The sequence below is a fragment of the Ruegeria lacuscaerulensis genome (assembly GCF_013034745.1).
Taxonomy (GTDB): domain Bacteria; phylum Pseudomonadota; class Alphaproteobacteria; order Rhodobacterales; family Rhodobacteraceae; genus Ruegeria; species Ruegeria lacuscaerulensis_B.
In genome coordinates this window covers 103,701-128,109 of record NZ_WQGP01000005.1, presented here as the reverse complement: position 1 = coordinate 128,109, position 24,409 = coordinate 103,701, and the positions used below count along the sequence as shown (strand labels likewise).

At 57.6% G+C, this 24,409-nt stretch carries 19 protein-coding genes; 1 reads left to right on the top strand and 18 read right to left on the bottom strand.

Annotation, left to right across the window (positions count from 1 at the left end; translation table 11 throughout):
• Positions 1 to 21 precede the first annotated feature (21 nt).
• The 15 genes from GOV79_RS11615 to GOV79_RS11545 all read right to left on the bottom strand — a co-directional run bounded on the left by GOV79_RS11615 (position 22) and on the right by GOV79_RS11545 (position 19,786).
• Positions 22 to 1,251 (bottom strand): arginine deiminase, encoded by a 1,230-nt coding sequence (locus GOV79_RS11615; RefSeq protein ID WP_170789896.1) that lies wholly within the window; start codon positions 1,249 to 1,251, stop codon positions 22 to 24.
• Positions 1,248 to 2,576, bottom strand: a complete 1,329-nt coding sequence (locus tag GOV79_RS11610; protein WP_170789895.1) for an amino acid permease — start codon at positions 2,574 to 2,576, stop codon at positions 1,248 to 1,250. The genes GOV79_RS11615 and GOV79_RS11610 overlap by 4 nt, the downstream gene beginning before the upstream one ends.
• 9 nt (positions 2,577 to 2,585) lie before the next feature.
• Positions 2,586 to 3,992 carry a YfcC family protein gene (locus GOV79_RS11605; protein ID WP_170773236.1) on the bottom strand — a complete coding sequence of 469 codons (1,407 nt, stop codon included), beginning with the start codon at positions 3,990 to 3,992 and terminating at the stop codon, positions 2,586 to 2,588.
• A gap of 364 nt (positions 3,993 to 4,356) precedes the next feature.
• The gene (locus GOV79_RS11600) at positions 4,357 to 6,198 is read right to left on the bottom strand and encodes a V-type ATP synthase subunit A (RefSeq protein ID WP_170789894.1); all 1,842 of its coding nucleotides are present in this window, start codon (positions 6,196 to 6,198) and stop codon (positions 4,357 to 4,359) included.
• Positions 6,195 to 6,887 (bottom strand): hypothetical protein, encoded by a 693-nt coding sequence (locus GOV79_RS11595; protein ID WP_170789893.1) that lies wholly within the window; start codon positions 6,885 to 6,887, stop codon positions 6,195 to 6,197. The genes GOV79_RS11600 and GOV79_RS11595 overlap by 4 nt, the downstream gene beginning before the upstream one ends.
• Before the next feature lies 1 nt (position 6,888).
• Positions 6,889 to 7,566 carry a hypothetical protein gene (locus GOV79_RS11590; RefSeq protein ID WP_170789892.1) on the bottom strand — a complete coding sequence of 226 codons (678 nt, stop codon included), beginning with the start codon at positions 7,564 to 7,566 and terminating at the stop codon, positions 6,889 to 6,891.
• Positions 7,566 to 8,009 (bottom strand): ATP synthase subunit C, encoded by a 444-nt coding sequence (locus GOV79_RS11585; protein ID WP_170352721.1) that lies wholly within the window; start codon positions 8,007 to 8,009, stop codon positions 7,566 to 7,568. The genes GOV79_RS11590 and GOV79_RS11585 overlap by 1 nt, the downstream gene beginning before the upstream one ends.
• Complete coding sequence (locus GOV79_RS11580; RefSeq protein ID WP_170789891.1) at positions 8,006 to 9,802, bottom strand: V-type ATP synthase subunit I; 1,797 nt, start codon at positions 9,800 to 9,802, stop codon at positions 8,006 to 8,008. The genes GOV79_RS11585 and GOV79_RS11580 overlap by 4 nt, the downstream gene beginning before the upstream one ends.
• Positions 9,799 to 10,404, bottom strand: a complete 606-nt coding sequence (locus GOV79_RS11575) for a V-type ATP synthase subunit D (protein ID WP_170789890.1) — start codon at positions 10,402 to 10,404, stop codon at positions 9,799 to 9,801. Before GOV79_RS11575 ends, GOV79_RS11580 begins: the two co-directional genes overlap by 4 nt.
• On the bottom strand, positions 10,382 to 11,743 hold the full coding sequence (locus tag GOV79_RS11570) for a V-type ATP synthase subunit B (protein ID WP_170785689.1): 1,362 nt from the start codon (positions 11,741 to 11,743) through the stop codon (positions 10,382 to 10,384). Before GOV79_RS11570 ends, GOV79_RS11575 begins: the two co-directional genes overlap by 23 nt.
• A gap of 189 nt (positions 11,744 to 11,932) precedes the next feature.
• On the bottom strand, positions 11,933 to 14,323 hold the full coding sequence (locus GOV79_RS11565; protein ID WP_170789889.1) for a DUF3141 domain-containing protein: 2,391 nt from the start codon (positions 14,321 to 14,323) through the stop codon (positions 11,933 to 11,935).
• Positions 14,324 to 14,337: 14 nt separating this feature from the next.
• Positions 14,338 to 15,099 (bottom strand): enoyl-ACP reductase FabI, encoded by a 762-nt coding sequence (fabI, locus tag GOV79_RS11560; RefSeq protein ID WP_170789888.1) that lies wholly within the window; start codon positions 15,097 to 15,099, stop codon positions 14,338 to 14,340.
• 408 nt (positions 15,100 to 15,507) lie between these two features.
• Positions 15,508 to 16,782 (bottom strand): TAXI family TRAP transporter solute-binding subunit, encoded by a 1,275-nt coding sequence (locus GOV79_RS11555; RefSeq protein ID WP_170789887.1) that lies wholly within the window; start codon positions 16,780 to 16,782, stop codon positions 15,508 to 15,510.
• A 593-nt stretch (positions 16,783 to 17,375) separates the two neighbouring features.
• A complete protein-coding gene (locus GOV79_RS11550; RefSeq protein WP_170789886.1) occupies positions 17,376 to 18,482 on the bottom strand; it encodes a ParB/RepB/Spo0J family partition protein in 1,107 nt (368 codons plus the stop codon).
• Positions 18,479 to 19,786, bottom strand: coding sequence for an AAA family ATPase (locus GOV79_RS11545; RefSeq protein WP_170773215.1), 1,308 nt, complete (start codon positions 19,784 to 19,786; stop codon positions 18,479 to 18,481). Before GOV79_RS11545 ends, GOV79_RS11550 begins: the two co-directional genes overlap by 4 nt.
• A 465-nt stretch (positions 19,787 to 20,251) precedes the next feature.
• On the opposite strand from GOV79_RS11545, the gene GOV79_RS11540 reads away from it, so the two are divergent.
• Positions 20,252 to 20,935, top strand: a complete 684-nt coding sequence (locus GOV79_RS11540) for a DnaA N-terminal domain-containing protein (RefSeq protein ID WP_170789885.1) — start codon at positions 20,252 to 20,254, stop codon at positions 20,933 to 20,935.
• Positions 20,936 to 20,944: 9 nt separating this feature from the next.
• Here GOV79_RS11540 and GOV79_RS11535 read toward each other — a convergent pair whose 3' ends face one another.
• The 3 genes from GOV79_RS11535 to GOV79_RS11525 are packed head-to-tail and all read right to left on the bottom strand — an operon-like array spanning position 20,945 to position 24,393.
• Positions 20,945 to 22,558: an N-acyl-D-amino-acid deacylase family protein gene (locus tag GOV79_RS11535; RefSeq protein ID WP_170789884.1), complete on the bottom strand. Its 1,614-nt coding sequence runs from the start codon at positions 22,556 to 22,558 to the stop codon at positions 20,945 to 20,947.
• 9 nt (positions 22,559 to 22,567) lie between these two features.
• Entirely contained in the window at positions 22,568 to 23,857 is a 1,290-nt protein-coding gene (locus GOV79_RS11530; RefSeq protein WP_170785678.1) for a TRAP transporter large permease, read from the bottom strand.
• Positions 23,854 to 24,393: a TRAP transporter small permease gene (locus GOV79_RS11525; protein ID WP_170789883.1), complete on the bottom strand. Its 540-nt coding sequence runs from the start codon at positions 24,391 to 24,393 to the stop codon at positions 23,854 to 23,856. The genes GOV79_RS11530 and GOV79_RS11525 overlap by 4 nt, the downstream gene beginning before the upstream one ends.
• Positions 24,394 to 24,409 lie beyond the last annotated feature (16 nt).

The window sequence follows — 24,409 nt, the reverse complement described above, 5'->3', positions numbered from 1 at the left end:
GTCTCCTTTTCGTCATCAGTCTCAATAATCTACGGGGTCGCGCCAGATCGGGCAGGTCATGCAATGCCCTCCGCCACGTCCACGGCCCAGTTCGGACCCGGAAATGGTGATCACCTCGACACCCGCCTTACGCAGCAGCGTGTTTGTATAGGTGTTGCGGTCATAGGCCACGACCACGCCGGGCTCTAGCGCGACCACGTTGTTGCCATCGTCCCATTGCTCGCGCTCCTGATTGAACGCATCACCACCGGTCTGCACGATGTTTAGCGATTTGATGCCAAGGCACTCTGCCGCGACATCAAACAGGTGTTTGTCCTCACGCCGGAACTCGATCGAGCCCTCTTTGTTGCCCGGATGCAGGCTGATACACTGGATCTCGTTACAGACATCCACAAAAGCGGTCGCGGTTTCGCGGTCGCAATGGCTAAACACCGTATCCAGATGCATGGCCGCCCGGCTGCGTGGCATCTGGCAGGCCACAACCCGTTCCGCCGCTCCCTTGGCGAACAGCGCGCGTGCCACCTGACCCACCGCCTGCGGGCTGGTGCGTTCGCCCATACCGATCAACACGCTGCCATTGCCCCAGGGCATGACATCGCCGCCCTCGACCGTGGCCGCGCCATGATCTTCGTCGGGGTCGCCCCACCAGATTTCGAAATCCCCGTTCTTGAAATCAGGGTGGAACTTGTAAATCGCGGTGACCAGCAGCGTTTCAGGCCGCCGCGCGGGCCAATACATCGGGTTCACCGTCACACCGCCGTAGATCCAGCAGCTGTTGTCGCGGGTGAACTGCGTGTTGGGGATTGGGGGGATCACAAATCCCAGAGGGCCAAGGTAGCTGCCGAACATGCCCGAGGGCTTGAAGGGCATATCCTCGACCGCGATGCCGCCGATCAGGTACCTGGCCAGTTCTTTGGCCGGCATTTCATCAAGCCATCCGCGCAACTCAGTCAGCATGCCGACGCCAACCTGATTTTCCGTGATCCGCCGTTCCAGCACCCAGTTGCGGGCATCTTTGTCCTTGAGTGTCGTCTCTAGCAAAGCGTGGAATTCCAGCACTTCGACCCCGCGCTCTTCCATTTTCATGCGGAAATCAGCGTGATCGGCACGGGCTTTGTGCACCCATAGAACGTCATCATACAAAAGCTCGGCTGCGTTGCCCGGGGTCAGGCGTGAATGGGCAAGGCCCGGTTCGCACACCATCACCTTGCGAAGTTTGCCAATCTCGGAATGGGCTCCAAATCCAGTCATGATGTCTCCTTCGGTGTTGCTTTGCCGGACTGCCAGCGCAGCCAGACATGGATGGGCAGACCTGCCAAAAGCAGCAGAACGCCCCAGAAAACCACATCCTCACCCGCGCCGTAGATCGCCCAGAGCGCGTAGGCAAAGCCCAACGTGGCAAGGATAAGGATGTTGGGTGACAGCCGGATGTGGTCGCCCCGACGCGCACGGATCATGATCTCGGCCAGGGCGCATAGCAGATAGGGGATCAGGGTCGACAGCGTGGCCAGCAGGATGATAAATTCGAACTGCTCGGCCAGCGACCGTGTGTAATTCATGGCAATGAGGGCACTGGCCAGAAGACTGGACACGATCAACCCAAAGGCCGGTGTACCTGAGCGGGACAGGCGCGCGAAATAGGCCGGGAACAACCCGTCGCGGGCCGCGCCTAGGGGCACCTGCCCAGTCAGAAGAACAAAACCGTTCAGCGTCCCAAAGGTTGAGATACAGGCCCCGATGGCGATAAAGACAGCGCCACCGAAGCCCCACATGACTGTGGCGACATCGGCAAGCGGCGCATTGCTTCCCGCCAAAAGTGACGAGGGCACGACACCGAGCGCCACATAGGTTGTCGCGATATAGATCAATGCCGCCACGCATGTGCCAAGGATCGTGGCGCGGGGAATGGTGCGCTTGGGATCTTTGACCTCACCTGCCGGGACGGTCGCCGATTCCAGCCCCACAAAGGCCCACAGTGTCAGCGCAGCACAAGTTGAAATCGCCGAGATGTTGGACATTCCGCTGACATTCACCGGTTTGAAATTAGCGCTGTCTACATATGCAAAGCCCAAAACGATCAGCACCAGCAGCGGAGCCAGTTTCATCACGGTGGTCACGACCTGAATGATCCCCGCTTCACGCACGCCGCGCACGTTGATCCAAGTCAGCAACCACATCGACCCCAGTGCAGCGGCCAACCCGGCCAATGCGCTTTGGCCCACGGCAGGGACCATAACGCTGAGATATCCAGCAAAGGCCACGGCCACGGCGGCATTTCCCGACCAAAGGGCGATCCAATAGCCCCACGCGATGATGAACCCTGCAAAATCCCCAAAGCCTTCGCGGGCATAGGCATATGGCCCACCGGTATCAGAAGACAGGCGCGCCAGCCGTCCGAAGATCAGCGCCAGGACGATGGCTCCTCCGGCGGTCAGAACCCATCCCGCCATCGAGATCGGCCCAAACGCTGCAAGAGACGACGGCAGCAGGAAAATTCCCGACCCGATCATATTGCCCACCACCAAGGCGGTACACATCCAAAACCCAAGAGCGTGTGGGGTATCAGAAGAGGTCATCGGACAGCCTTACGCAATTGCCGACAGGCTGAGACCGACCATGATGATCACGATCAGTACACCCAGCAGCGGAAGGGTGAATTTCAACCACCGTTCATAGGGCACACGTCCCAACGCCAAGCCACCCATCACCACAGCCGAGGTCGGCGTGATCAGATTCACCAGACCGCTAGCGGACTGATAGGCCGTGACGACCAAAGAACGGTCCACGTTCGAAAAATCCGCCAGTGGCGCCATGATCGGCATGGTCAGAACCGCCAGACCCGATGAGGACGGCACCAGGAAAGACAACAGCCCCTGCAGCCCGAACATGGTATTGATGAAAGCCACCTGACCCAACCCGTTCACTGCACCCTCGGCCCAATACAGGATCGTGTCCGTTATACTGCCAGCATCCATCACGATAACGATGCCACGTGCAATCCCGATCACCAGCGCCACGCCCAACAGATCACGCGCGCCATCCACGAAAGTCGAAGTGAACTCTTCTTCTCCCATCCGTGCGATCAGCCCGACGACGATGGCGGCCACAAGAAACAGGCCCGACATCTCGGCCATCCACCAACCTCCGACGGATACGCCCCAGATCATCACGCCGAAGCTGGCTGCAAAGATCACAAGGATTACACCATGGGTGCCCGTAAAGGTGACAGGCGCATCGCCCTCGCGTTTGCCTTTGAGGAAATGTGTTTCATTGCTTTCGCGTTTGTCGGCGACGATCGACAGCTGAGGGTCGGCTTTGACCCGCGCCGCGTAGCGCATGACAAACGCGACACAGGCCAGCCAGCAGACCGCAAGCAGTCCAAAGCGCAGCATGATCCCATTGGTGAACGGTACCCCCGCCGCGTCCGAAGCGATCACGGTGGCAAAGGGGTTGATGGTGGACCCCAGCGTACCCACGCCCGCGCCCAGCATGATGATCGCCACACCTACTGCGGCGTCATAACCCGCCGCAATCATCACCGGAATGATCAGGGTGTAGAAGGCCAGCGATTCCTCAGCCATGCCATAGATGGTGCCGCCTGCAGCAAACAACGCCATCAGGATGGGGATCATCCACTTTTCATGCCCCTCCATCCTTGCCATCGCTTTGGCGATGCCTGCGTCAATGGCTCCGGTATGGGCTACGATCCCCAGAAAGCCTCCAATCACAAGAACAAACAGCGCAACGTCGATGGCCTGAGCCTCATAGGTGGCGGGATTGTAGAAACCCGCAATCGGTGCCAGAACCACGTCGAAAAAGCCCTGCGGCTGCGGGTCAACTACCTGATAGCTGCCTGGAACCGGGACATCCTTGCCCAGCTGTTCATTTGCGACTCGGTCATACTGACCGGCGGGCACGAACCAAGTGGCGATCGCAACCACTGCGATCAAAGCAAAGAGAATGGTGTATGCAGTAGGGAACTTGAACTTCATTTGAACGATCCTCTGAAAATACCGAGAATGAAAGCTAAGCTGCCTGCGTGCCCGATGATCTTCCGTTCAGTCCGGCCAGGTTCGTTGCAAGCTGTTGCGTGAAATGTGCAAAGCAAAATCAAACAGGACTTTGACTTGGATCATTTAAAACCCAAAAAGATGTAACTGATTTGTGAAATTTAGCCCTCGGAATTTTGCATGGGCAGACAAAAGCCGTTTTTTGCGGGCTAGCTGTTCACGTTATCCGGATCGAACGTTCCCGATGACAGATCGACACGCGCGTCGACCTCAGCTGCGTTGACGGTGGCGTCGGCCACCGGATCGCTCACAATAGTAGCTGTCTAAGGGGCCGGCTTTTGGCGTGTCACACTTCGAACTTTTCCCGGCACAGGCTTTCAATCTGTGCCCAAGTTGATTTGAATTCAGGTGTATTTTCGGCCGCGTAGTGGAAGTTCTTCATCAAGCCTGTCAGCTGCGTAAACACCTGACGTACTTCGGCTTTATCGGCGAAATCGGCGGTGGATTGGGTCACGCCATAGACCAGCTTGAAGGTCATCTTCTGCCGCTCCAGCGGGACGGTTGCGTCCACCTGATCAAAGGCGTCCTGCTGCAGATAAACCATGTCCACAAACAGTGCTTTTTGCTGGGTGACAAAGTCCTCGATCGTGACGCCCTCTTCGCCCGTCACCTGCATCATTTGATCGACCTGTTCGCCCTTTTCGATAAGCGCCAGCAGATCGCGGACCTTGCCGGTCCAGCCAGCTTCGGCATTCTTGTCATACCAGTCGGACAGCTGATCCAGATATCGTGACCAGCTGAGCATCGGGTCCACCGCCGGGTAAAACCGCTTGTAAGCGCGCTCGGACGACAGGCCGAGGAAACACTTGACCGTAGACAGGGTCGACTGCGTGACCGGCTCGTCAAAATTGCCCCCGGCGGGTGAGACCGTGCCGATCAGGGTCAGGCTGCCCAACGCGCCGTCATTGGTCTTCATCGCGCCTGCGCGCTCGTACAGACCCTTGATCGAGCTTTCCAGGTAGGCCGGGAAGCCCTCCTCACCCGGAATTTCCTCAAGCTTGCCCGAAGTCTCGCGCATGGCCTGCGCCCAGCGGCTGGTGCTGTCGGCAATCAGCAGCACGTCATAGCCCATCTGGCGGTAATATTCGCCCAGTGTGATGCCTGTAAAGATCGACGCCTCGCGCGCAGCGACCGGCATGGACGAGGTGTTACAGATGATGATTGTCCGGTCCATCAGGCTGCCGCCCGAGGTCGGGTCGGTCATCTTGGGGAATTCCGCGATAGTTTCCACCACCTCGCCCGCGCGCTCGCCGCAGGCGACAACGATCACGATATCGACCTTGGAATTCCGTGCGATCAGGTTCTGCAGCACGGTCTTGCCTGCACCGAACGGGCCGGGAATACAGGCCGTCCCGCCGCGCGCGATAGGGAAGAACGTGTCGATCAGGCGTTGCGAGGTCAGAACCGGCTCGGTCGGGTAAAGACGTTCAGACAAGGCGCGCTTCAGGATGTTTTCCGGCAACGCCCTCCGGACGGGCCATTTCTGTGACAGGGTCAGCGTGTGTTCGCCGCCCTGCGCATCCTCAAGCCGGGCCACGATGTCGTGGATCATGGCAGCCCCTTTCTGGACCCAGACGACCTTGTAATCGCCAACCCAGTTAAACGGCAGCATGATCTTATGCTCGAACCGCCCCTCGGGCACCGTACCGATGCTGTCGCCCGCTGTCACCGTGTCGCCCACCTTTACCGAAGGTGTAAACGACCATTTCGCCAGCGTATCCAGCGGGGCCACGTCCGCGCCGCGCGGCAGGAAAGTGCCAAACTCAGCGGCGACCTTGGGCAAGGGCGATTGCAGCCCGTCAAACACCTGACCCAGCAGACCCGGACCCAGTTCGACCGATAACAACTGGCCAGATTGCTCCACCGGGTCGCCCACGGCCACGCCGTCGGTGCTTTCATAGACCTGCACATCCGCTGTATCCCCGCGCACGCGCAGCACTTCGGCCTTGAGACGTTCCTGACGACCACCGGGGCCTGGGCGCGTGGGCAGGATGAAGACCACCTCGTTCTTGACCAATTGCCCCGGCGCGCCCGAGGCATCTGCGTTGGCCTGAATTTGCACCAGCCCCTCTTGCACCGAGACAACGCGGGCAGTGGCGGTTTGCGTGACGGGGGTTGCGGCGGTCATGCGTAGGCTCCCTCAAAGTCGATATCGGCGACGTCGGCCATTGCCTGTTGCGCCAGTTTTTCAAATCGCGTTGCCGCATCCTGCGCATTGCTTTGCGCCCAGCGGTTGAAAATATTCCAGATCAGAACGTAAATCGCTAGGGCCTCGAAATCGAACAGATGGCGGGCGGCGTGGCGTTTCAGCTGTTTATGGCTAACCGACAGCAGAAGCCGCTCCAGACCCAGCGGGTCCTCGGCCTCCAGCAGTTGCTGCGCTTCCTTGAGCCACGGCATCGAGGTCTCAAGCTTGAAGGTCGGATCGCTCCAGTTGGCCGGGATGTGGCGGGCCCAGCGGCCCATGCCGAAGGTTCCGGTAGGCGGGCTTCCGCCCTGTTTGCGCAGGCGCAAAGCGGCTACGGCGGTACGCAAGTCCATCCGCTCCAGAAACAGCTTCTGTAGGGTCGGCTGCGGGATATCAGCCAGCGCGGCCTTGCACCGTTCGACGGCCTGCACGTCTGTCACGTCCATATCGTAGTCACCCCAATTCAGAGCGTGCTCCAACACCCGCAGCACCTGCGCATCCTCACGCGCCAGCGCGCGCAACCGACGGTCCAGGCGAAGGCGCGAGATCGGGGGCTGCTTGGCGACGAACAACCGCTCCGAGCCCGGGAGGCTGCTGATTAGCGCGATATAGGCGTCGGGGTCCGACATGTCAGCGGATCACCCCTTCCAGCACGGCACGGAACCGGGGTTGCAGATGCTCCATCAGCAAGGAGGCAACAGCCTTGTCCGTCAGGTCCAGCACCACGCCCTGATCCTCGGCCTGCACCCGGATGCCATCCTGCGTGCTGTCTGCAGCGTGCAGTTCCACCTGTTCGCGTAGCATGTCGGCGGTCAGGCCCAGCACGTATTTCGTCAGCTTGCCCGACTGGATATCGTCAGCGTTCTGCTTGATATCCTCTTGCGTGGCCACCTTAGCAGGCAGGATCACCTGCACCTTACCGCCCAGCTTGGCCCCTTCAGCCCCGCGCCCGACGACCTCAAGGATCATCTGTTTCAGCATCTCGGGGTCAGCCATTTCTTTGGTGACAAGGCGTTCGACATCTTCGCGGAACCGGTCGGTCAGGCCCGCCTTCATGGTCAGCACCGCATCACGCATGGCGGTGTTCAGCGCCTCTTCCCCGGCGGCACGGTAATTGTCGGATTCGGTGCGCGCCTTTTTCTGATACTCATCCGCTTCGCGCTTGGCATCGGCGAGAATCTTCGCCGCCTCGGCCTTGGCTTCAGAACGCAACTTGTCTGCATCCGCCTGCCCCGCCGCGACACCGTCGCTGCGCAGCTTGTCGATCAGCGCATCGACCCCGTGCGAGATCATTCCGTCCTGTGCCATCAGCTGATCCCCGCGCTAATGACCAAGGCAAAGACAAAGGCAAAAACGCCAAAGCCTTCTATGATCGCCGCAGGGGCCAGTGACAGGCCGAAGATTTCCGGTTTCTCCTTCGTGGCATTGATCGCCGCCGCACAGGCCCGGCCCTGCCAGATGCCGCAATACATCAGCGCAATCCCCGAAAGGATGCCGATGCCGAACAACCCGCCCGCGTTTTCCGGCGTCACATCGCGGTTCAGGGTAAACATGATCACGATGCCGTAGATCACCATGGTCGACGGAAAGGCCGAGACGCCGATGAACCGGCCATAGCCGCCCTCGGTCTCGGTCATCGCGCCGATACTGGCCTGCCCCGCAATGGCACAACCAATGGCGCTAGACGCCGCACCCAAAGCCATGGGCGCATAGATTCCCAGCCAACCCAATGTCAGTACAAGCTCATTCATTCCTGAACCTCCTTGCGGGCGAACGGGCGAAAGACGATGCCTTCATCCGGCAGACCCCATTTAAAGAATTCGATGTAATTGAGACGTAACCCGTGGACGACGCCGCTCATCAGTGCGAGTGCGAAATTGAGGAGATGCCCGGCAATCAGGATCAGCAGCCCGAACAGGATGCCCGGCCCTTTCAGCGCCTGCATCACTTGGACCGCCAGATCGTTGAACGTGATCGCCAGCGAGGCCGAGGCTAGCCCCAGCGCGAACAGGCGCATGTAACTCAGAACATCGCCAAACGCCCCCATCGCCCCCGCCAGCCCCTGCAGCCCGTCGATCAGACGCCACAGCCAATCGGTGGGTTTGGTGATCTGACGCTCGCTGGTGAACAGCAGGATCGCCAGAAAGCCTGCGCCCATCAGCACCGCTCCGGGCAATGTCGCGCCGTCGTTCATGTAAGCCAGCCACAGAACGAACCCGCCGATCAGCACGGCAATCCAGCCCAGATTGGCAATGGCTCTGCGCCGCCCCCACGCCGCCCGCGCGGCCAGTGCGTTGGCCAGCACCAGATGGAACACGCCAACAACGATCGAGATCATCATCATCACGTTGAAATTGTTCAGATCCAGTATCTTGAGCCGCGCCCAGATCGACCCCTCTGCCGGGGACGCGCCAAAATAACTGCCAACCATGACACCGTAAATTACCGTCGCACCCGCGATGATCACACCATAGAGCCGCCACGACCGCTGCGCCGGGGACTTGTCCATCTTTTTCCAGAAGGCCAGCAGGCCCAGCAGGATCACCGCGCCATAGCCCGCATCCGCCACGATCATCGCAAAGAAGATCGCGAACGAGGCCGCAACGATGATGCTGGGATCCCAATCCCGGTAGCCCGGTATCTGGTAAAACAGCGCCAGATCGACCGCTGCGCTGCGGTTTTCGGGCTGCTCCAACAGCGTCGGAGGGGCGTCATCCGGGCCCGGTTCCTCGATCAGAACAGCGGCGTCTCGCGCCTGCGCCATCTCCAGCACCGCATCCACACGATCTTCAGGCACCCAGCCCTGCAGGGCAAACATCGCGCCCTCGTCGCGAACCTTCTGCGTGGCATGGGCGAGTTCAGCCGCGCTTTCCGCCGCCGACAGGTTGCGGCGCATCAGCGTCAGGTAGCGGGTTTGGGCGATGCGTTCGGCCTCCAGCGCCTCGATCGCAATCTCGGCCTCTTCCAGCTGCGCCTCAAGCTCATGGATCGGCAGCGATCCGGTATGGGTACGCGGCACCGGCAGAATATCATCACCCGGATCGTCGGGCGCGACCAGCACAGCGTAGATATAGCGGTGATCCTGTTCCAGAATGGCCCAGGGCAGTTTGACCTCGGACAGCGCCTCACGGTGTTTCACCGGTAGTTGGTAGAACCACAGCCGATTGCCCGCCAGAACGTCATTGGGCGGAAAATCCAGATCCCCCCACGGGCGGACTTGCCCAATCCGGTGCGCCAGAAAATCCCGCCGATCTGTTGCCTCTCGGGTGCGCTGCATCAGGTCCAGCACGTAGCGCACGAACTGGTCCATATCGAACGCAGGGTCACGTTGTATCTGGCGGCGCGGGTCGGCCACGTCGGTCAAAAAGCGCAGCGCCTTATAGGCATCATGCGCACCCCGTTCGCTGATCTTTTCCGGCTCGGCGGGTAGAGGCGCCAGCGGCAGTACATGCATACAGCCCAGCCCTTGCAGCGCCTCTAACGTGTCGCCCTTATGCGCGGCGGGTCCGACGAGGGACAGTTTCTTCAGCCGCGCGACGCTCATGTCAGCGCCTCCTGCGCATGTTTGCGTTTGGAGATTTTCGAGCGCACAACCGCCTGCATCTGCTCATCGCTCAGATAGATGCGGATTTTCTTGATATTGGCCTTGGCGCGTGGGATCAGAACCTTTTCGAACAGGTTGACCCGTTGCGTGATCGTGGCCACGGCCTTGTCGAAAATGCGCACCCTTTCTTCGGCGACCTTCACGCGTAGCCGCGCCTCGATCATGTCATGCAACAGGTTGGCGGCGGCATCGACCCAATGTGGTTTGGCCAACAGCGAATAGGGTCGCACGGCAACTTCGATTCGGTCCAGATCGGGCATCTTGACGCCGACCACGTTGACCTCTTTCAACTGGTAATCCTTCAACTCGACCAACCCGTCCAGGTCGACCCCCTGCTGCGCCAGCATCGGCAGTTTTTCCCCGACCTGCTGCGCCAGATTGTGCACCTCTTGCTGCAGGCGGTGGACGTCTTCGCGGGCTTTGGCACGTTCCGCCATCAACTGCTGGCGCTTGAGGTCCAGCGACGGCAGGAACCGCTCATAGCTTTTCAGCTGGGTCTGCTGACGAGCCAGCGACGATTTATTCAGCTGCAACCGCGCCATCGGTATCCTTTGGGAAATACTTCTCGACCAAAGCCTGCTTCATCAGCAACTGTTCAGGCTGGAAACACTCGGCCAGCGTCTTCCACCCCAGATCCAGCGCGTCCTCGAGCGGGATCGAGACGTTGATGTCCATAAACCGCGCCCGGAACAGCGCGCCGAATTTCAGCAACTGGTGATCGTAATCCGAAAGATCAAAGGCCATCGCCTGTTTCTGCGCCGCATCGCGGCTTTCGGAATAGAAGCGGATCATCGTGTTCATGATCTGCCCGTGATCTTCACGCGTGGTCTTGCCGATCACGTTCTGCTTGAGGCGTGACAGGCTGCCAAACGGATCAATCACCCCCGAATGCAGGTAAAACTGCCCCTCGGTGATATAGCCCGTGTTGTCCGGCACCGGATGGGTCACATCATTGCCGGGCATCGTCGTGACAGTCAGTACAGTGACCGAACCGCCTTTGGCATAGTCACACGCCTTTTCGTACCGCCGCGCCAGTTGGGAATAGAGATCGCCCATATAGCCGCGCTGCGAGGGCACGCGTTCCTGACTGATTCCCACTTCTTTCATCGCGTCGGCATAGGCGGTCATGTCGGTCAGTAGCACCAATACCCGCTTACCTTCCTCGACCGCGAATTTCTCGGCCACCGCCAGCGCCATGTCCGGCACCAAGAGCCGTTCCACCAGTGGGTCCATCGCCTGATTGACGAACATCACAGTGCGCGAGAACACGCCCGCATCCTCGAACGACGTCCGGAACGTGTGATAGTCGTCAAAGATCAGCCCCAGCCCGCCAAAGACTACGATATCCGCATCCGCCTGAATGCCGATCCGGCTGAGAAAGGCATTGAACGGCTCGCCCGAGACCGAAAAGATCGGGATTTTCTGGCTTTCGACCAGAGTATTGAACACGTCGATCATCGGCACGTCCGTGCGGATCATCTTGTTGGGCACTGCGCGTTCCGAAGGGTTTACGGTCGGCCCGCCAATCTCGATCCGCGGCTCGGATGACAGATCCGGCCCACCGTCGATTGCCACCCCTGCCCCGTCAAAGACGCGGCCAAGAATATTGGCCGAATAGGGCGTCTGCATAGGATGACCCAGAAAAGTGGCTGTCGCCTCGGTCGAGATACCCTTGGTGCCCGAGAACACCTGCAGCGTCACCACATCCCGGTCGATGAAAATCGCCTGCGCCAGCGTTTTGTGTCCGTCGATGGTTTCGATCACTGCCAGATCGTTGAACCTAACGGTTGCTTCAGCCGATCCGTCCAACGGAACCCTAACTTTGATCGTATCCCCAACGATTTCCAGAACACGAGTATATTTCAAGAGACTCTGAGACATCGCCTACCCTAAGTCGCATGATTAAGAGTTTATTTTTCTTTCCACCTTCAAACTGCCCACCGAACCAGTGCGCTCGGAGGGTTTAATATTGATTTGGTAAATCCGGTTGCCTCCAAGCTAATAGAGATTGCAGGCCTAAAGCAATGGAATCAGTTCAATTCTGACTGGATTTTGTGTCGCCATTCGATTTCAAGACTTTGCCATTGACGTCTGCGACGCCGCCTTTGGCCCCGTTTCAGCATCGGGACGATAGTCCAAAACGCGCAAAAGCAAGTTGGCCATCTCTTCAAGTTCTTTGGAAGGTGTTTTGACTTCCCCTATGATGCGTTTGACCAGATCAACGGCTTCAGTGCGCTGCTCCTCGTCAGGCAACAGATAAGGCAACGTCTCGACTGCACCCTTCGGATCGAAAGTGGCGACCAGAGTCTGCTCGTGCAACATACGTTGACGTTCTACAACCGAAATGGATTTGAACGGCGCTTCGTGCCGAAAGATATGCGCCCAGCGGTGCAGAATCTCAGCGCGAAAGCCTTTGTGACTGTCGGCCAATAAGATCAGCATTCGAATGACCGCCTCGGGCAGACCTCCTTGCCGCATATGCGCAAGCACCGTGTTGACCTCTGGCAAATTGCGCAAAGACGCTGGGTCTGGCAGGGTTCGGCGCTTGGAATACTCTTGCCCGAACCAAGTTGCGAACGGCCCGCCCCAAGTGGCGAAGAAGGTTGCCTCATACCATGCGTCGCGCAAATCACGGCCCAAATCCATCGATTGCTCGATCCATTCACCGGTGAGTTTTTCCCATTTTAGAAACAGGTTGTCAGCATCGGCTGGCGCGCGCTGCGCTCTGGCGTCCTGCGCCAGTTTCTCGATCCCTTTCCCCATAACTGTGTTCGAAGACATCGAAGAACGCTGTACGCGCAGCGGATGCGCATCGCGCAAAGCCTGCGCTGTCACCGGTGTCGACATTGTTTGCACGACTGGGCGACCAAAGGTTTCATAGGCACCCGCTTGCACTTCCGACATATGCGCCACGGCGGCAAAGCTGGTTTCATCCTGGCGACCGTCATCCAATGCAGCGACATCTGAAAGCGTTCGATCGACGAACCGAACTTCGAAGGATTTTTCGACCCCGTCCCCTTCGATGTTATCAATGACCATTTCATAAAGACCGGGTGCCATTGCCTCGACTGTTTCAAGTGTAGAGGCAAGGCCTGTGTGCTCTTTGCGCGCAATCTTGGAGGAAACAAAAATGCCCAGATGCCCCACTTCATCATGAAGCATGTAAATAATGCGCTGGCCGCGTACTCGTATCTCTTCTTCGTCCGCATACGTTTCAGCGATCCAGTTCAAAGCCTGTTGCGGCGGCGTGATATTGTCGCCATGACTTGCAAAGACAAAAATCGGCGCTTTGATCGCCTTGAGATCTACGGGAACTCCGGGTTCCAGTTGTGCGGTATTCTTGACGAGCCGGTTTCCAACGAACAGTTGTTCGACAATCCATCGAATTTCGGCCTCGTTCAGAAGAAAGAAACCGCCCCACCAACGCTCAAAATCGATGAAACGCTGACGGCCGGCTTCGGGATCGCGGTACAGGTCGAAATACTTGCCAAAGTAGTTGCGGCTGGGATTTAGCTGCTCGAAATTCATCACCAGATTGGCACCGTCAAATTTGCCGTTCCCCATATCTGACCAGAGCATCGGCTGCCATGTACCGCCAAGCATCCCACCATTGTAGCGCATTGGATTTTCACCAACTTCACCCGACCAAGGTGCGACCGGCGCACCATTGAGCACCAGAGGCCCAGTCAGATCGGGGTTGCAGGCCGCCATCAGCAAGGTCGCCCAGCCGCCCTGGCAGTTTCCTGTCACAACAGGTTGCGGGCTTTTTGGGTGACGCGCGCTGACGGTGCGAACAAATCCAGCTTCGGCATGCATCACATCCGCCAGTGTCTGTCCTTCGACCGGGTCACGGCCAAAACTCACAAAGTATACCGGGTGGCCCTTCGCCAGCGCCACGCCGACCTGGCTGTCGGACTTGAACCCACCAATACCACCGCCATGTCCAGCACGAGGATCAATAATGATGTAGGGGCGTTTGTGATCGTTTACGTTGATCCCTTGAGGGGGAACAATGCGCAAAAGCTGATAGTTGCAGGGCCGGTCGAGCTCCCTCCCGTCAACCATCACTTCGTAGTCATAGACAAGCACTGGCGGGCAACCGGCCGCTTCATGTTCGAGGAAAACGTCTCCGCGCTCGCGCAAGACGTCCATCGTCAGGGCGACGCGCTGACCTGCATCCTTGATATAGTCCGTCCATGCCGAACCTACGGATTTCGTCTGCGCGAATTGCACCGCAAGATCTCGCAGATCGTTTGACCATTTCGTAGACCGGTTTGAATGGTGCTCAGTTATTTTCTGTGCCTGATTAGTGGCGGCTTGCGACAAAATTTGGTACTGCATACCAGATTGATCAAGCACACCAGAAATCGCATCAAGCACGTTGCTGTTTACGGTCGCTGTGGTTTTTTCACCGGTTGAAGGGTGCGATGCATTTTCTTTCGCAATTGAATTCCGGGCCATAGGTCAATCCTTCCTCAGACGATGCTGTACCCACCGTCGATGGGGTGTACGCCGCCAGTCACGTTGAACGCCTCGCGGCTTGCAAGAAACGCGGCATAGGCACCGACATCTTCGATGGTCGCCAACTGATGGGTGGGTGCACGCTCGGCAGCGGCGCTCAACAGTGCATCAAAATCGGACAGCCCGGTGGCCGCGCGGGTTTTCAGAGGGCCAGGCGACAGAGCGTGCACCGAAATGCCTTTGGTCCCCAGTTCTGCAGCGGCATAGCGCACCGAGGCTTCCAAAGCGGCCTTCACCGGCCCCATGATATTGTAGTTTTCAACAACCCGAGTCGCCCCAAGAAACGAGACCGTCATACATGTTCCGCCACGCACCATCAGCGGTTCGGCCATGCGGATCATGCGCAGAAACGAATGAACAGAAATATCCATGGCCACCCCAAACCCTTCGGCCGAGGTATCAATAACCCTTCCGTGCAGATCATCGCGTGGCGCAAAGGCAATAGAATGCACAAGAGTGTCAATCCGGCCCCATTGCGCCCGGATTGCATCAAACAAGGCGTTTGTCTGGTCTGCATCCCGCACATCCAGCGGAAGACAGATTTTTGCATCAACCTCTTCAGCCAGCGGGACGACGTATGGTTTGGCCTTTTCGTTTACATAAGTCAGCGCGATCTCTGCGCCTTGTGCATGAAGCGCACGCGCGCATCCCCACGCAATCGACTGATCGTTTGCGACACCGATAACAACTGCTTTGTATCCGTCCAATCGAAACATAGCACGCCTTTTTCTGCAGTGCAGCATAGCGCCTTTTCCTCGATTCGGGAAAGACGATTGCGGGGCAATTCTGCCTACGCTGCGTCACAGAGCGATGAACACGCACCAGTATGCTCAAAAACGGGCGAATTATGTCCGGGCTCTTTCCGTTTCAGCAATTCGCGCAGTAGACGATAGTATACGCCCCTGCCTTGTCCGGCCACGAGTGTTGAGATGACACTCAAACGGAAACGACGCTCTAAACTTCGGCTCTGTACCTCAGCGGAGTGCGAAGGGGTTTTCTTGGATTGCCGTGTTTGCTCGTGTACTAGCTGTGAGCCCAAAGCAACCATACCCGCATTAACTAAAGCGCAAGACCGTATCGAAAGCTCAAATCAAAAAGAAATTTTAGCGCATTGCCTGCAATTGCTAAGGGCCCATCAATTTCGCGTTTCGACGGCGCGCAATCTCCTGTCGAATTAGGTCTATGTGCAAACGTGCATCATAAGCGCCTTGGCGATATGCGAGCGGCAGGTTCAGGTTTGCTAGTGCGGTGTCCACTTCTTCGAATTTATTGGCGACTTCTTCCACCTCAGCCAAAGTCTGTGCCTTGCTGAGTTCTTCCTCAAGCGCAGCGATGCGCTGGTAAAAACGCCAGACCCTACGCTTTTGAAACCAAACGTAGCCAGACGGGACGATCCGCAGAAAAGGAACTAAGAACAACAAAGGCAATAACAACAGCAATACACTGCCAAATTGCGCTGCGATCCAATATGGCAAGACGCCATGCAAAAAGTTTGGCCCAGAATTTATGAGTTCTGTCGCAATTTTGTTTAGTGGCACAGGCGGTGAAGCTGTGTTTGGATACTCGCGCGCACTTTGCAAAATAGTGGCTTCGCTATGAATGTTCTTCGCTGCATTCACCAACCTATCGGTTACTGCAGGATGAAGATCGGAAGCGGCGATAAGTGAAGCCCTCAACGCTAAGATTTTGACATCCTCCGGCGGCCTCGGAGGGTCCAGTGTGATTGATCCTGCCGGTACAGTTACCGAATTTGCGCCTGAAAGTTTCAATGCCAGAGCATCGACCAAAGCCATGGGAACGAAAACGATTTCTGGATCAAAAATTGCGTCCATAAGATAAGGCGCATCGAGGGGTGCGACAAACAACGCTGCATCGGCATCGTTGGAATACAACGCCTCTATTGCATCGTTTCCCCCGGCATCGACTAGGGTTATGCCGACATTTTGCAAACCTGCGGCCTCAATTAGCGATAAAGCAGCGGCGCGAGTACCAGACGCCTTGGTTCCTGCTGCTAAACGTATGTCTCCCCATTCGCCTGCATTGGCCCCAACTGAACTAGACGTTCCACGGAACACCACCATGGGTTCAAGAAAAATGGCACCCAGGGACTGTAAGTTTTCGTCCTGAGGTAGTTCGAGACCGCCTTGAACAAAAGCGGCATCCACTTCGCCGGAAACAAGTTTTTGAATGTTCTCAACGGACCCCTCGGTTTCAACCAGAATTACCTGAATGCCGTCACGTGCAAGTTCTGCTTTATAGAGTTGTCCAACTTGCCAGTATCCGCCGCCGTTTATGCCAGCAGCCAGCTTAATATTGTTGGGCGGTTTCAAACCAAAGATCAGAAAAACAACCAAACCGACAAACATAATCGGAAAGAGAATGAAAAGAGCTAAGCGCATTTATTCCCACATTCGGATGATCGGAACCGTTAAGTCGTTCTCATTTGATAGCAATCTTTTTGCCAACGAGAAACTGATCCCAGCGATTGGCACTCGTAGCTCTTATGAGCGTCAAGACCCATAAGTATGCACCTGATACTCCTGATCGAGTTTGTGTTTTGCGTCAGCCAACCAGTCTTGTAATGATCATAGTAAAGACTTTTTGCGCACTACATGATTGAGCACATAATCTATCCTCGTCACGAACTAGACAGCCAAAGCGGCATTCAAGCCTACTAAATAAGGATTTGACTCCAATACATCCCCTTGTGTCCACCTCCTGCAGCCCCCCCCTGCCCTTACATGTTGCGCCGTTGCCCTACCGACCGCTGTGCTTACTGGGTCCACGAACCCCTTCTTTGTAGACAAACCCAGTCATTGCGTTCCAAGCATCCAATCCCAAGCTCGCATCATATGCCTGGGCTCGGCCACAAGATTCTCTGCCAACTACCATCAAGTCCAAAACAGCTTATGGGAAAACCCGCTCTAAAAATGGCGCACGAAAAACGCCAGACACTAGCCCGGCGTTTCTGTTTGTTAGCATGTTGCTGATCTTACCCGTGGGTAAGGTCGTCGTCTTCCTGCAACTCGTCCAGCAATGAGGCGATCGCTTGCTCTAGCTTGGCACGGTTCACCCGAGTGAAGTCCAGATTATAGCGCAGTTCAATTCGCCCGCTTGAGGCCGAGCACTTCGCCACCCCTGCCCTGCCCGAAACTTGAAACGTAGTCTTCGCTCGCCGCGTCTTTCCACCGCTTGCACCTGGCACTTTCTTGGGGTTGTCAGCTGTCGGCTCTAAAAACGAGCGGAGAATAGCAACCTCGCGCGCGCCGTCGCGATCCGGTTCGTTCATCAAACTGGTGCTCACATGACGCGCCAAACCGGGATCGGCATCCAACTTACGTTTCAGCTCAACGCCGACATTGCGCGGAATATCGTTAGGATGCATCAGCACCTTGTCCAGCATCATCAGCAGGCTGGCGAAAGATCGGATATAGCTGCGTTTGGTATAGCTGGCGGACTTGAACAAAAGCGCAACGGCCTTGTCCACGTCCGGGCATTCATTCGCAGGGTTCTCGGCAAAGGCCCGCGCCAATGCACCCATTTCCGCAAATGAGATATCCTTGCGGATCAGGTTTTCATCTACCATGCGACGGTAGCTGTCATTCAGATCCGCGCCTTCCGAAATGCCCGCCGGGATAGTCGCATACACTTCATTGCCGGTTTCCTGATACAGAGCTCGATAGGCAGACAATCTCCGCATCCCTTGAATGAGCTCGTACCGACCATCAGCCCGACGCTCCAACCGGATTGGGTTCGACAATCCGATTTCGCGGATCGAATCCTTCAACTCGTCCAATTCAGGATCCGGGCCGTCCTTGCGATCCCGGGTCAGCTTTTCAGTTACCACATCAGCCAGAAGTACATGCTCAGTCACCAGACCTTCGGACCGCAGACGAACAAGCTCATGGGCCAGGCGATCGTTTTCGGCGCGTATGGTGTCCTCTGTCGATTGTTGCCCGCGCAACGCTTCGGCGTTTTCCGAGATCGCGGCGGCCATCGGGCCGCGGCGTTTTTCCAAGACCTTGTCAGGAACTTTGCCAACCGGGATATCCTCCATGGATGGCATGTCGATGTCGAACATTCTGCGTTTGCGGCTCATGCGTCATCCTCCAACTGGTCCCAGGCCGAAAGCATCACGCCCCGGAATTCCTCGTACACGTTATCAAATGTAGACCGCGCCCGGCGCCATGTCTCGCGCGTCATTTCGCGGTAGTCCATTTCATAGACCGAACTCAGAAATCGGCCGGACTGTTCGACCGCACGGGTCATTTCAACCGGATGCTCGGCCACATGTTCGCCAAACACTTTCTTGAACGCTTCGAACATAGCCGAATGCAACGCGTTGCCCGGCTCGTACCGGGTCAGCAGAAAGCGCATTTCACAGAATGTCTTGGGCAAGCCAATCTTACCCGTGGGTAAGGTCTTGTCGAAACCGTAGGCAAGGTCTTCCAGCGCTTCGGCCAGCTGGCCAATGAAAGAGGTTGTCGAGTCGTATTCCCAATAGCCGGGCCCTGAGGGAATATAGAGCATGTCTGCCGCGAACACCGCGTTCATGGATTGATACCCAATCGCAGGCGGGCAATCGAACAGGATCAGGTCATAGGCATCATCGGGGATCTGATCCAGATAACGCGACACGGCCGCGAAGAATGACCACTCTGGGTTCAAGTGACGATACTGGGCCGAGGCGAACTCGACAAAGGCGGCGTTGGCGCAGGAGGGGACAACGTCAATGGTCGACCACGAGCTTTGCTTGATGAAATCCCCAATCCGAAGATCGCCCAGGCCCATGTCCGTGATCGACGGCGGCAATTCGCGGCGGGGCAGGGCGGTGCCTGATTCAGCAGCGACGGGGCGGTTGTTCATACGCTCGGTTTCGCGGATCAGATCGCGGGCCATAATACCCCAGACCGTGAAATCTTCGGCCACATCGGTCAGGCCCATGGAATGGCTTAAAGTGGCTTGCGGATCGAAATCCACCACCAACACGCGGTAGCCATCCAGCGCCGCCGCATGAGCCAAGTGAAGCGCAACGGTCGACTTACCAGCGCCGCCTTTGAAATTTGCCACCGCCGCACGTATCGCGCGCTTACCAACGGGGCGGGGCGGCATAAGAGATTTGCGGTTCACCTTGAGCCGCCGGCGGAGCTCATTCACCTCTTCCAGGCTGAACCAGCGTTGCCGGCCGTCTGGTTCCACCTCACCACCCGGCAGCGAGGGATCCGCAGCCAACTTGCCCCGAAAGGTCGACTGGTTAATGCGAAAGATCAGCTCGGACACTTCCCAGCTGGAAAAACGACGAAGAGTCTTCTCCATCTCAGGACTAAAGGTTTGCTGCCGAATCCAGCCCTGCAACTTAAGGGACTGGTTCCGCAATGCGTTCAGGTCTTCGTGCGTATACATGCCTCGGGTCTCACTATTATGGACGCTATTTTTTATGATTTCACTATTTACGCCCTATTTGCACTTTAAGCAAAAGAAAATATACTCAGATCACGATCTTACCCATGGGTAACATAAACAAGGGAAATCAACGTCCTTCAGGACCCGAATCGCGGTGATTCGCGGTGCCTCTGGAAAATAGGGCAGGACGCTATATTTAGGGGGGCGTTAGACTCTCTATCGGTCGATTTGGGGGGACAAATATGCCACTTAAGGGGACAACTAGAATGTCCCCCATCACCAATACTTCACCATTTTTCTTTTTTAAAATTGGGTTTGAGTTGCTGAAAAACCGGGTCAAATCAAACTTCTCTTGACAGAATCGTCGCTTTGGACGCTAATCAGGGCATCAAGACGAAAAGCGTTGGCAAACAGCGCAACAGGGGTGGAAACTCCGCCCGAGGCAGACAGAGCGGTAAGATTGGAATGCAGGTTGCAAAACCGGTTGGGCTAAACGCGCCCGCCATAAAATATGATATCCTGTCCGCGATGACGGTGCACGCTTTGTCAGGCGACAAGCATCGGCAGCGCAGTATTCTACGCATCATTGCGTTGATCACCACGCGGTATAACTGGCGCGCGAATGAGTTGTCGATCGGGCGGGAAGAGATTGCGCGGCTATGGTCGGTGAATGAGCGCACCGTCAAACGTGAGATGTCCAAGCTGCGGTCTATGGGTTGGATTGCGGTCAAACGCCCCGCCGCGCGGGGCAGGGTGGCGGTGTATGAGCTGGACCTCAAACAGGTGATGATCGACACGTCCGAGGTTTGGCCGACGATTGGCGCGGATTTTGTCGCGCGGATGTCAGACTCGCCCGAGCCCGGCACAAATGTGGTGCCGTTCAAAGTGAAACCTCCGGCGCCCGAGGAAAGCGATGGAGATATCTGGACGCAGGTTCAGGCCATTTTGCACGGGCGCGATCCCGAGCTTTGGGCCAGCTGGTTTCGCCATTTGATCGAGGCCGAGAGGGCAGGGGGGGCCGTAACCCTTGTCGCCCCCTCACGGTTCGAGGCGGACTATATCCATCGCAACTGGTCCGAGCGTCTGCTGGCCGCCTATAGCCGCATCGCGCCCGAGATCAGAAAAGTGCGGATCGAATCTAGCGGCTAGACAGGAGGGTTAACCAGAAGCACTGAAATCACGCAGAACCTGACCGGAATTGCTGGATGTGCGCAGGCCGTTCCGCATCGCCAATGCCCCGTTCACCAGCACATGTGCAATGCCCGAGGCATAACGGCGGGGGTGTTTCGCGGTTGCGTTGCTGGCAATATTGACCTGATCGAACACGCAGATATCGGCCTGTTGCCCTGCGGCCAAAACCCCGCGGTTCTTCAGCCCCAACCGATTGGCGGGGATCGAGGTCAGCTTGGCCACCCCCTGTTCCAGAGACAGTGTCGACTTGTCCCGCACGTAGTATTGCAGGAACCGCGCGGCCCAGCCGTAACCCGATAGCGAGCCAATGTGGTCCTTCAGAACGCCCTCATTGGCGATGGCCACAGTGTCCGAGATCACGGCGCATTCGGGTTGTTCCAGACAGAGTTCCACATCCGAGTTGCGGAAGGATTTGGACGACCACATGCAGGCCATCAGGTTCTCGCCTTCCTCCATCAGGATATCGAGCACTGCGTCATAGGGGTGGCAATTCCGCATTCGGCCGATCTCGGCGAAGTCGGCGCCGACGATGTCCTTGTTGACGGTGGCGTTCAGCAAGACGATGTCCGACCATTTCTCGGCATTGACGATCAACCACATGGGTTGGGGGTTGGCCTTGATCCGCGCGCGGGATTCAGGGTCGGCCAGTCGCGCAAGCACATCGTCCACGGACCCTGCCTGCGCCCATTTCGGCAGGATCGCCGCCATGAGGGTATGGTTCCAGTCATGCGGGATGACGTCAAAGGCGATGTCCACGTCGTGGCGGCGAGCCAGGTCGATCATTTCCAGTGTGTGGTCCATGGCATAGTCCGGCGCGCCGAATTTGGGCTGGATATGGCTGATCTGCAGCTTGGAGCCGGATTGGCGTGCGGTGGCGATAGCTTCGGCAAAGCCCAGATCGTAATGCGTATCGCGGTTGCGTACATGGGTGGCGTATAGGCGTTTGTATTTGGCCGCGACCTCACACATCGGCACCAGATGTTCCGGCGAGGCGAGGCTGCCGGGGAAATATTCCAGACCCGAGGAGAACCCACCTGCGCCTTCGTCCATGCATTGATCGACCAACCGGGCCATTTCGGTGACGTCTTCGGCCTCGCCCGGATGAAGCTGATCGCCCAGAACCGCGCGATGCACGGTGCCGTGGCCGACAAAGGCCATGACATTCACGCCGAGCTCTGTGCGATCCAGCACATCCAAATAGTCGCCGAAACCCAGCCATGTGTCATGCTTGGCCTGATCGGTGTACCACGGGGCCACGCGGCTGATATCGCCGGGGCTGTTAACGGGCGCGCAGCTGATGCCGCATTGGCCGATCACCTCGGTCGTGACGCCCTGATGCACCTGACTTTCCGCGCGTCCATCAGCGATCAGCGTGAAATCGGAATGAGTGTGCATGTCGATGAAACCCGGCGCGACGACCAGGCCCGAGACGTCGATCTCTTGCGCGGACTTCTGCCCGGTCAACTCACCGGCGGGCAGGACGGCGCTGATGGTCTCGCCTGTGACTGCCACGTCGCCCAAATAGCCGTCCTGTCCTGTACCATCGACAATGGTGCCGCCTTTGAGAACAAGATCGAACATGGGTGCCTCCTATTTCGCTTCTCCGTACAGCCAGTCGGGCAGGAAGGTGGTGAGGTCGGGGAAGAATATCAGGATCACCATGCCGATGATATAGGCGAGGATGAACGGCAGGACGGCGACGGATATGCGTTCGATGGATATCCCGGAGATCCGCGCCGCAACCGTCAGGTTGGCGCCAAGGGGAGGTGTCAGGAACCCGATTTCGCAAGTGATGACGGTGAAGATACCGAACATCACCGGATCAACGCCCAGAGAGCTGACCAAAGGCAGGAACACAGCGGTGAAGAGGACGATCTGAGCCAGCGACTCCATGAAAGTGCCGATGAAGATGTAGAACACGCCGATCAGCAGCAGGACGAGGAATTTGTTCTCGGTGATCGAGGTGATGCCGTCTTGCACGGCCGTGGGCACGTCATAGAACGCGGTCAGTTGCCCGAAGGCCAGCGTGGGCGTCAGCAGGATCAGGATGCCGGTCAGCAGCGAGGTAAATCGCAGCGCTTCGATCAGCTTCTTCAGGGTCAGTTCGCGGTAGATGAAGAAGCCCACGAACAGTGAATAGAAAACCGCCACGCCTGCAGCTTCGGTCGGCGTGAAGGCCCCGCCATAGATGCCGCCCAGGATCAGAACCGGCGCGCCGATGGACCATTTCCCGTCCCAAGCCGCGCGCAGGAATGGACCCCATGAGAACCTCTCGCCGTCGCCGCCATATCCGCGCCTACGGGCGACGATATAGGTGGTGATCATCAGCAGGATCGTGACCATGACACCGGGGATGAGCCCCGCCAGAAACAGGCGCGGAATCGAGGTTTCAGACACCAGCCCGTAAATGATCAGCAGGTTCGAAGGCGGGATAAGACTGCCCAAGGCGCCTGCGCTGGCGGTGATGGCGGCAGCGAAGGGCACGTCATAGCCTTCGCGTTTCATTGCAGGCACGGTTACAGACCCAATCGCCGCCGTGGTGGCAGGGCCTGAGCCCGAAAGTGCGGCAAACAACATGCAGGCAAACACTGTCACCAGCCCCATCGAGCCGCGATAGGCCCCCACCAGATTGGTCGCGATCGAAATCATGCGGGTGGCCATGCCGCCCACTTCCATCAACCGTCCAGCCAGCACAAACAGCGGAATGGTCAGCAGCGGGAAGGGGGTCAGGCTGCCATAGCCGGTCTGCGCCATCAGCGTATATGGGATGTCGATCAGATACAGCGCCAGCGCCGTGGTCAGACCGACCGACACAAAGAGCGGCACGCCCATGACGGTCAGCACCACAAAGGCGATGGCCAGGATCATCAGAGCGCTCATATCTGATGCTCCTGATCCTTGGTGGTTGCTTCCCATTCCTCATCCAGCATTCCGGGCAGGCCGTTGCGCCCGTCGCGCCACCAGTTGACATAGGTTTGTGCCAGACGGATCAGCATCAGCGCGTAGCCGATTACCAGAATGGTTTGCGGGTAGAACTGGTTGATGCCTAGACTGGGGCTGGTTTCGGGAAAGCGCCAGAAGACGGTCAGATAATCCCAACTGATCCGCAGCATGAAGAGGCAGAAGAAGGCCCAGAAGATATCTGCGATGAAGATGACGATCTTGCCGAAGCCGGTGGGTAGCGCCTGTACCGCGACCATAATGCGGATGTGGAACCGCTCGCGCACACATAGCGATGCGCCCATATAGACCGCCCAGACCATGCACATGGCGGCGGTTTCCTCGGTCCAGTGCAGCGCCACCTGAAACACGTAGCGCGCCACCACCTGCGCAAAGACTGCCACGGCGATCACCGCCAAACAGGTGCAGCAGATCAGTTCCTCGAAATGCCGTTCGAGCCACTTGAGTGCAGCCATTTTGTCCCTCGTCCGC

What these genes read in the sequence shown, in the direction of transcription:
- GOV79_RS11525 (WP_170789883.1), bottom strand. Translation starts at nt 24,393, where the DNA reads ATGGCTGCACTCAAGTGGCTCGAACGGCATTTCGAGGAACTGATCTGC.
- GOV79_RS11575 (WP_170789890.1), bottom strand. Translation starts at nt 10,404, where the DNA reads ATGGCGCGGTTGCAGCTGAATAAATCGTCGCTGGCTCGTCAGCAGACC.
- GOV79_RS11555 (WP_170789887.1), bottom strand. Translation starts at nt 16,782, where the DNA reads ATGCGCTTAGCTCTTTTCATTCTCTTTCCGATTATGTTTGTCGGTTTG.
- GOV79_RS11590 (WP_170789892.1), bottom strand. Translation starts at nt 7,566, where the DNA reads ATGGCACAGGACGGAATGATCTCGCACGGGGTCGATGCGCTGATCGAC.
- GOV79_RS11530 (WP_170785678.1), bottom strand. Translation starts at nt 23,857, where the DNA reads ATGAGCGCTCTGATGATCCTGGCCATCGCCTTTGTGGTGCTGACCGTC.
- GOV79_RS11565 (WP_170789889.1), bottom strand. Translation starts at nt 14,323, where the DNA reads ATGGCCCGGAATTCAATTGCGAAAGAAAATGCATCGCACCCTTCAACC.
- fabI (WP_170789888.1), bottom strand. Translation starts at nt 15,099, where the DNA reads ATGTTTCGATTGGACGGATACAAAGCAGTTGTTATCGGTGTCGCAAAC.
- GOV79_RS11605 (WP_170773236.1), bottom strand. Translation starts at nt 3,992, where the DNA reads ATGAAGTTCAAGTTCCCTACTGCATACACCATTCTCTTTGCTTTGATC.
- GOV79_RS11615 (WP_170789896.1), bottom strand. Translation starts at nt 1,251, where the DNA reads ATGACTGGATTTGGAGCCCATTCCGAGATTGGCAAACTTCGCAAGGTG.
- GOV79_RS11540 (WP_170789885.1), top strand. Translation starts at nt 20,252, where the DNA reads ATGCAGGTTGCAAAACCGGTTGGGCTAAACGCGCCCGCCATAAAATAT.
- GOV79_RS11545 (WP_170773215.1), bottom strand. Translation starts at nt 19,786, where the DNA reads ATGTATACGCACGAAGACCTGAACGCATTGCGGAACCAGTCCCTTAAG.
- GOV79_RS11570 (WP_170785689.1), bottom strand. Translation starts at nt 11,743, where the DNA reads ATGTCTCAGAGTCTCTTGAAATATACTCGTGTTCTGGAAATCGTTGGG.
- GOV79_RS11595 (WP_170789893.1), bottom strand. Translation starts at nt 6,887, where the DNA reads ATGTCGGACCCCGACGCCTATATCGCGCTAATCAGCAGCCTCCCGGGC.
- GOV79_RS11580 (WP_170789891.1), bottom strand. Translation starts at nt 9,802, where the DNA reads ATGAGCGTCGCGCGGCTGAAGAAACTGTCCCTCGTCGGACCCGCCGCG.
- GOV79_RS11535 (WP_170789884.1), bottom strand. Translation starts at nt 22,558, where the DNA reads ATGTTCGATCTTGTTCTCAAAGGCGGCACCATTGTCGATGGTACAGGA.
- GOV79_RS11585 (WP_170352721.1), bottom strand. Translation starts at nt 8,009, where the DNA reads ATGAATGAGCTTGTACTGACATTGGGTTGGCTGGGAATCTATGCGCCC.
- GOV79_RS11550 (WP_170789886.1), bottom strand. Translation starts at nt 18,482, where the DNA reads ATGAGCCGCAAACGCAGAATGTTCGACATCGACATGCCATCCATGGAG.
- GOV79_RS11610 (WP_170789895.1), bottom strand. Translation starts at nt 2,576, where the DNA reads ATGACCTCTTCTGATACCCCACACGCTCTTGGGTTTTGGATGTGTACC.
- GOV79_RS11600 (WP_170789894.1), bottom strand. Translation starts at nt 6,198, where the DNA reads ATGACCGCCGCAACCCCCGTCACGCAAACCGCCACTGCCCGCGTTGTC.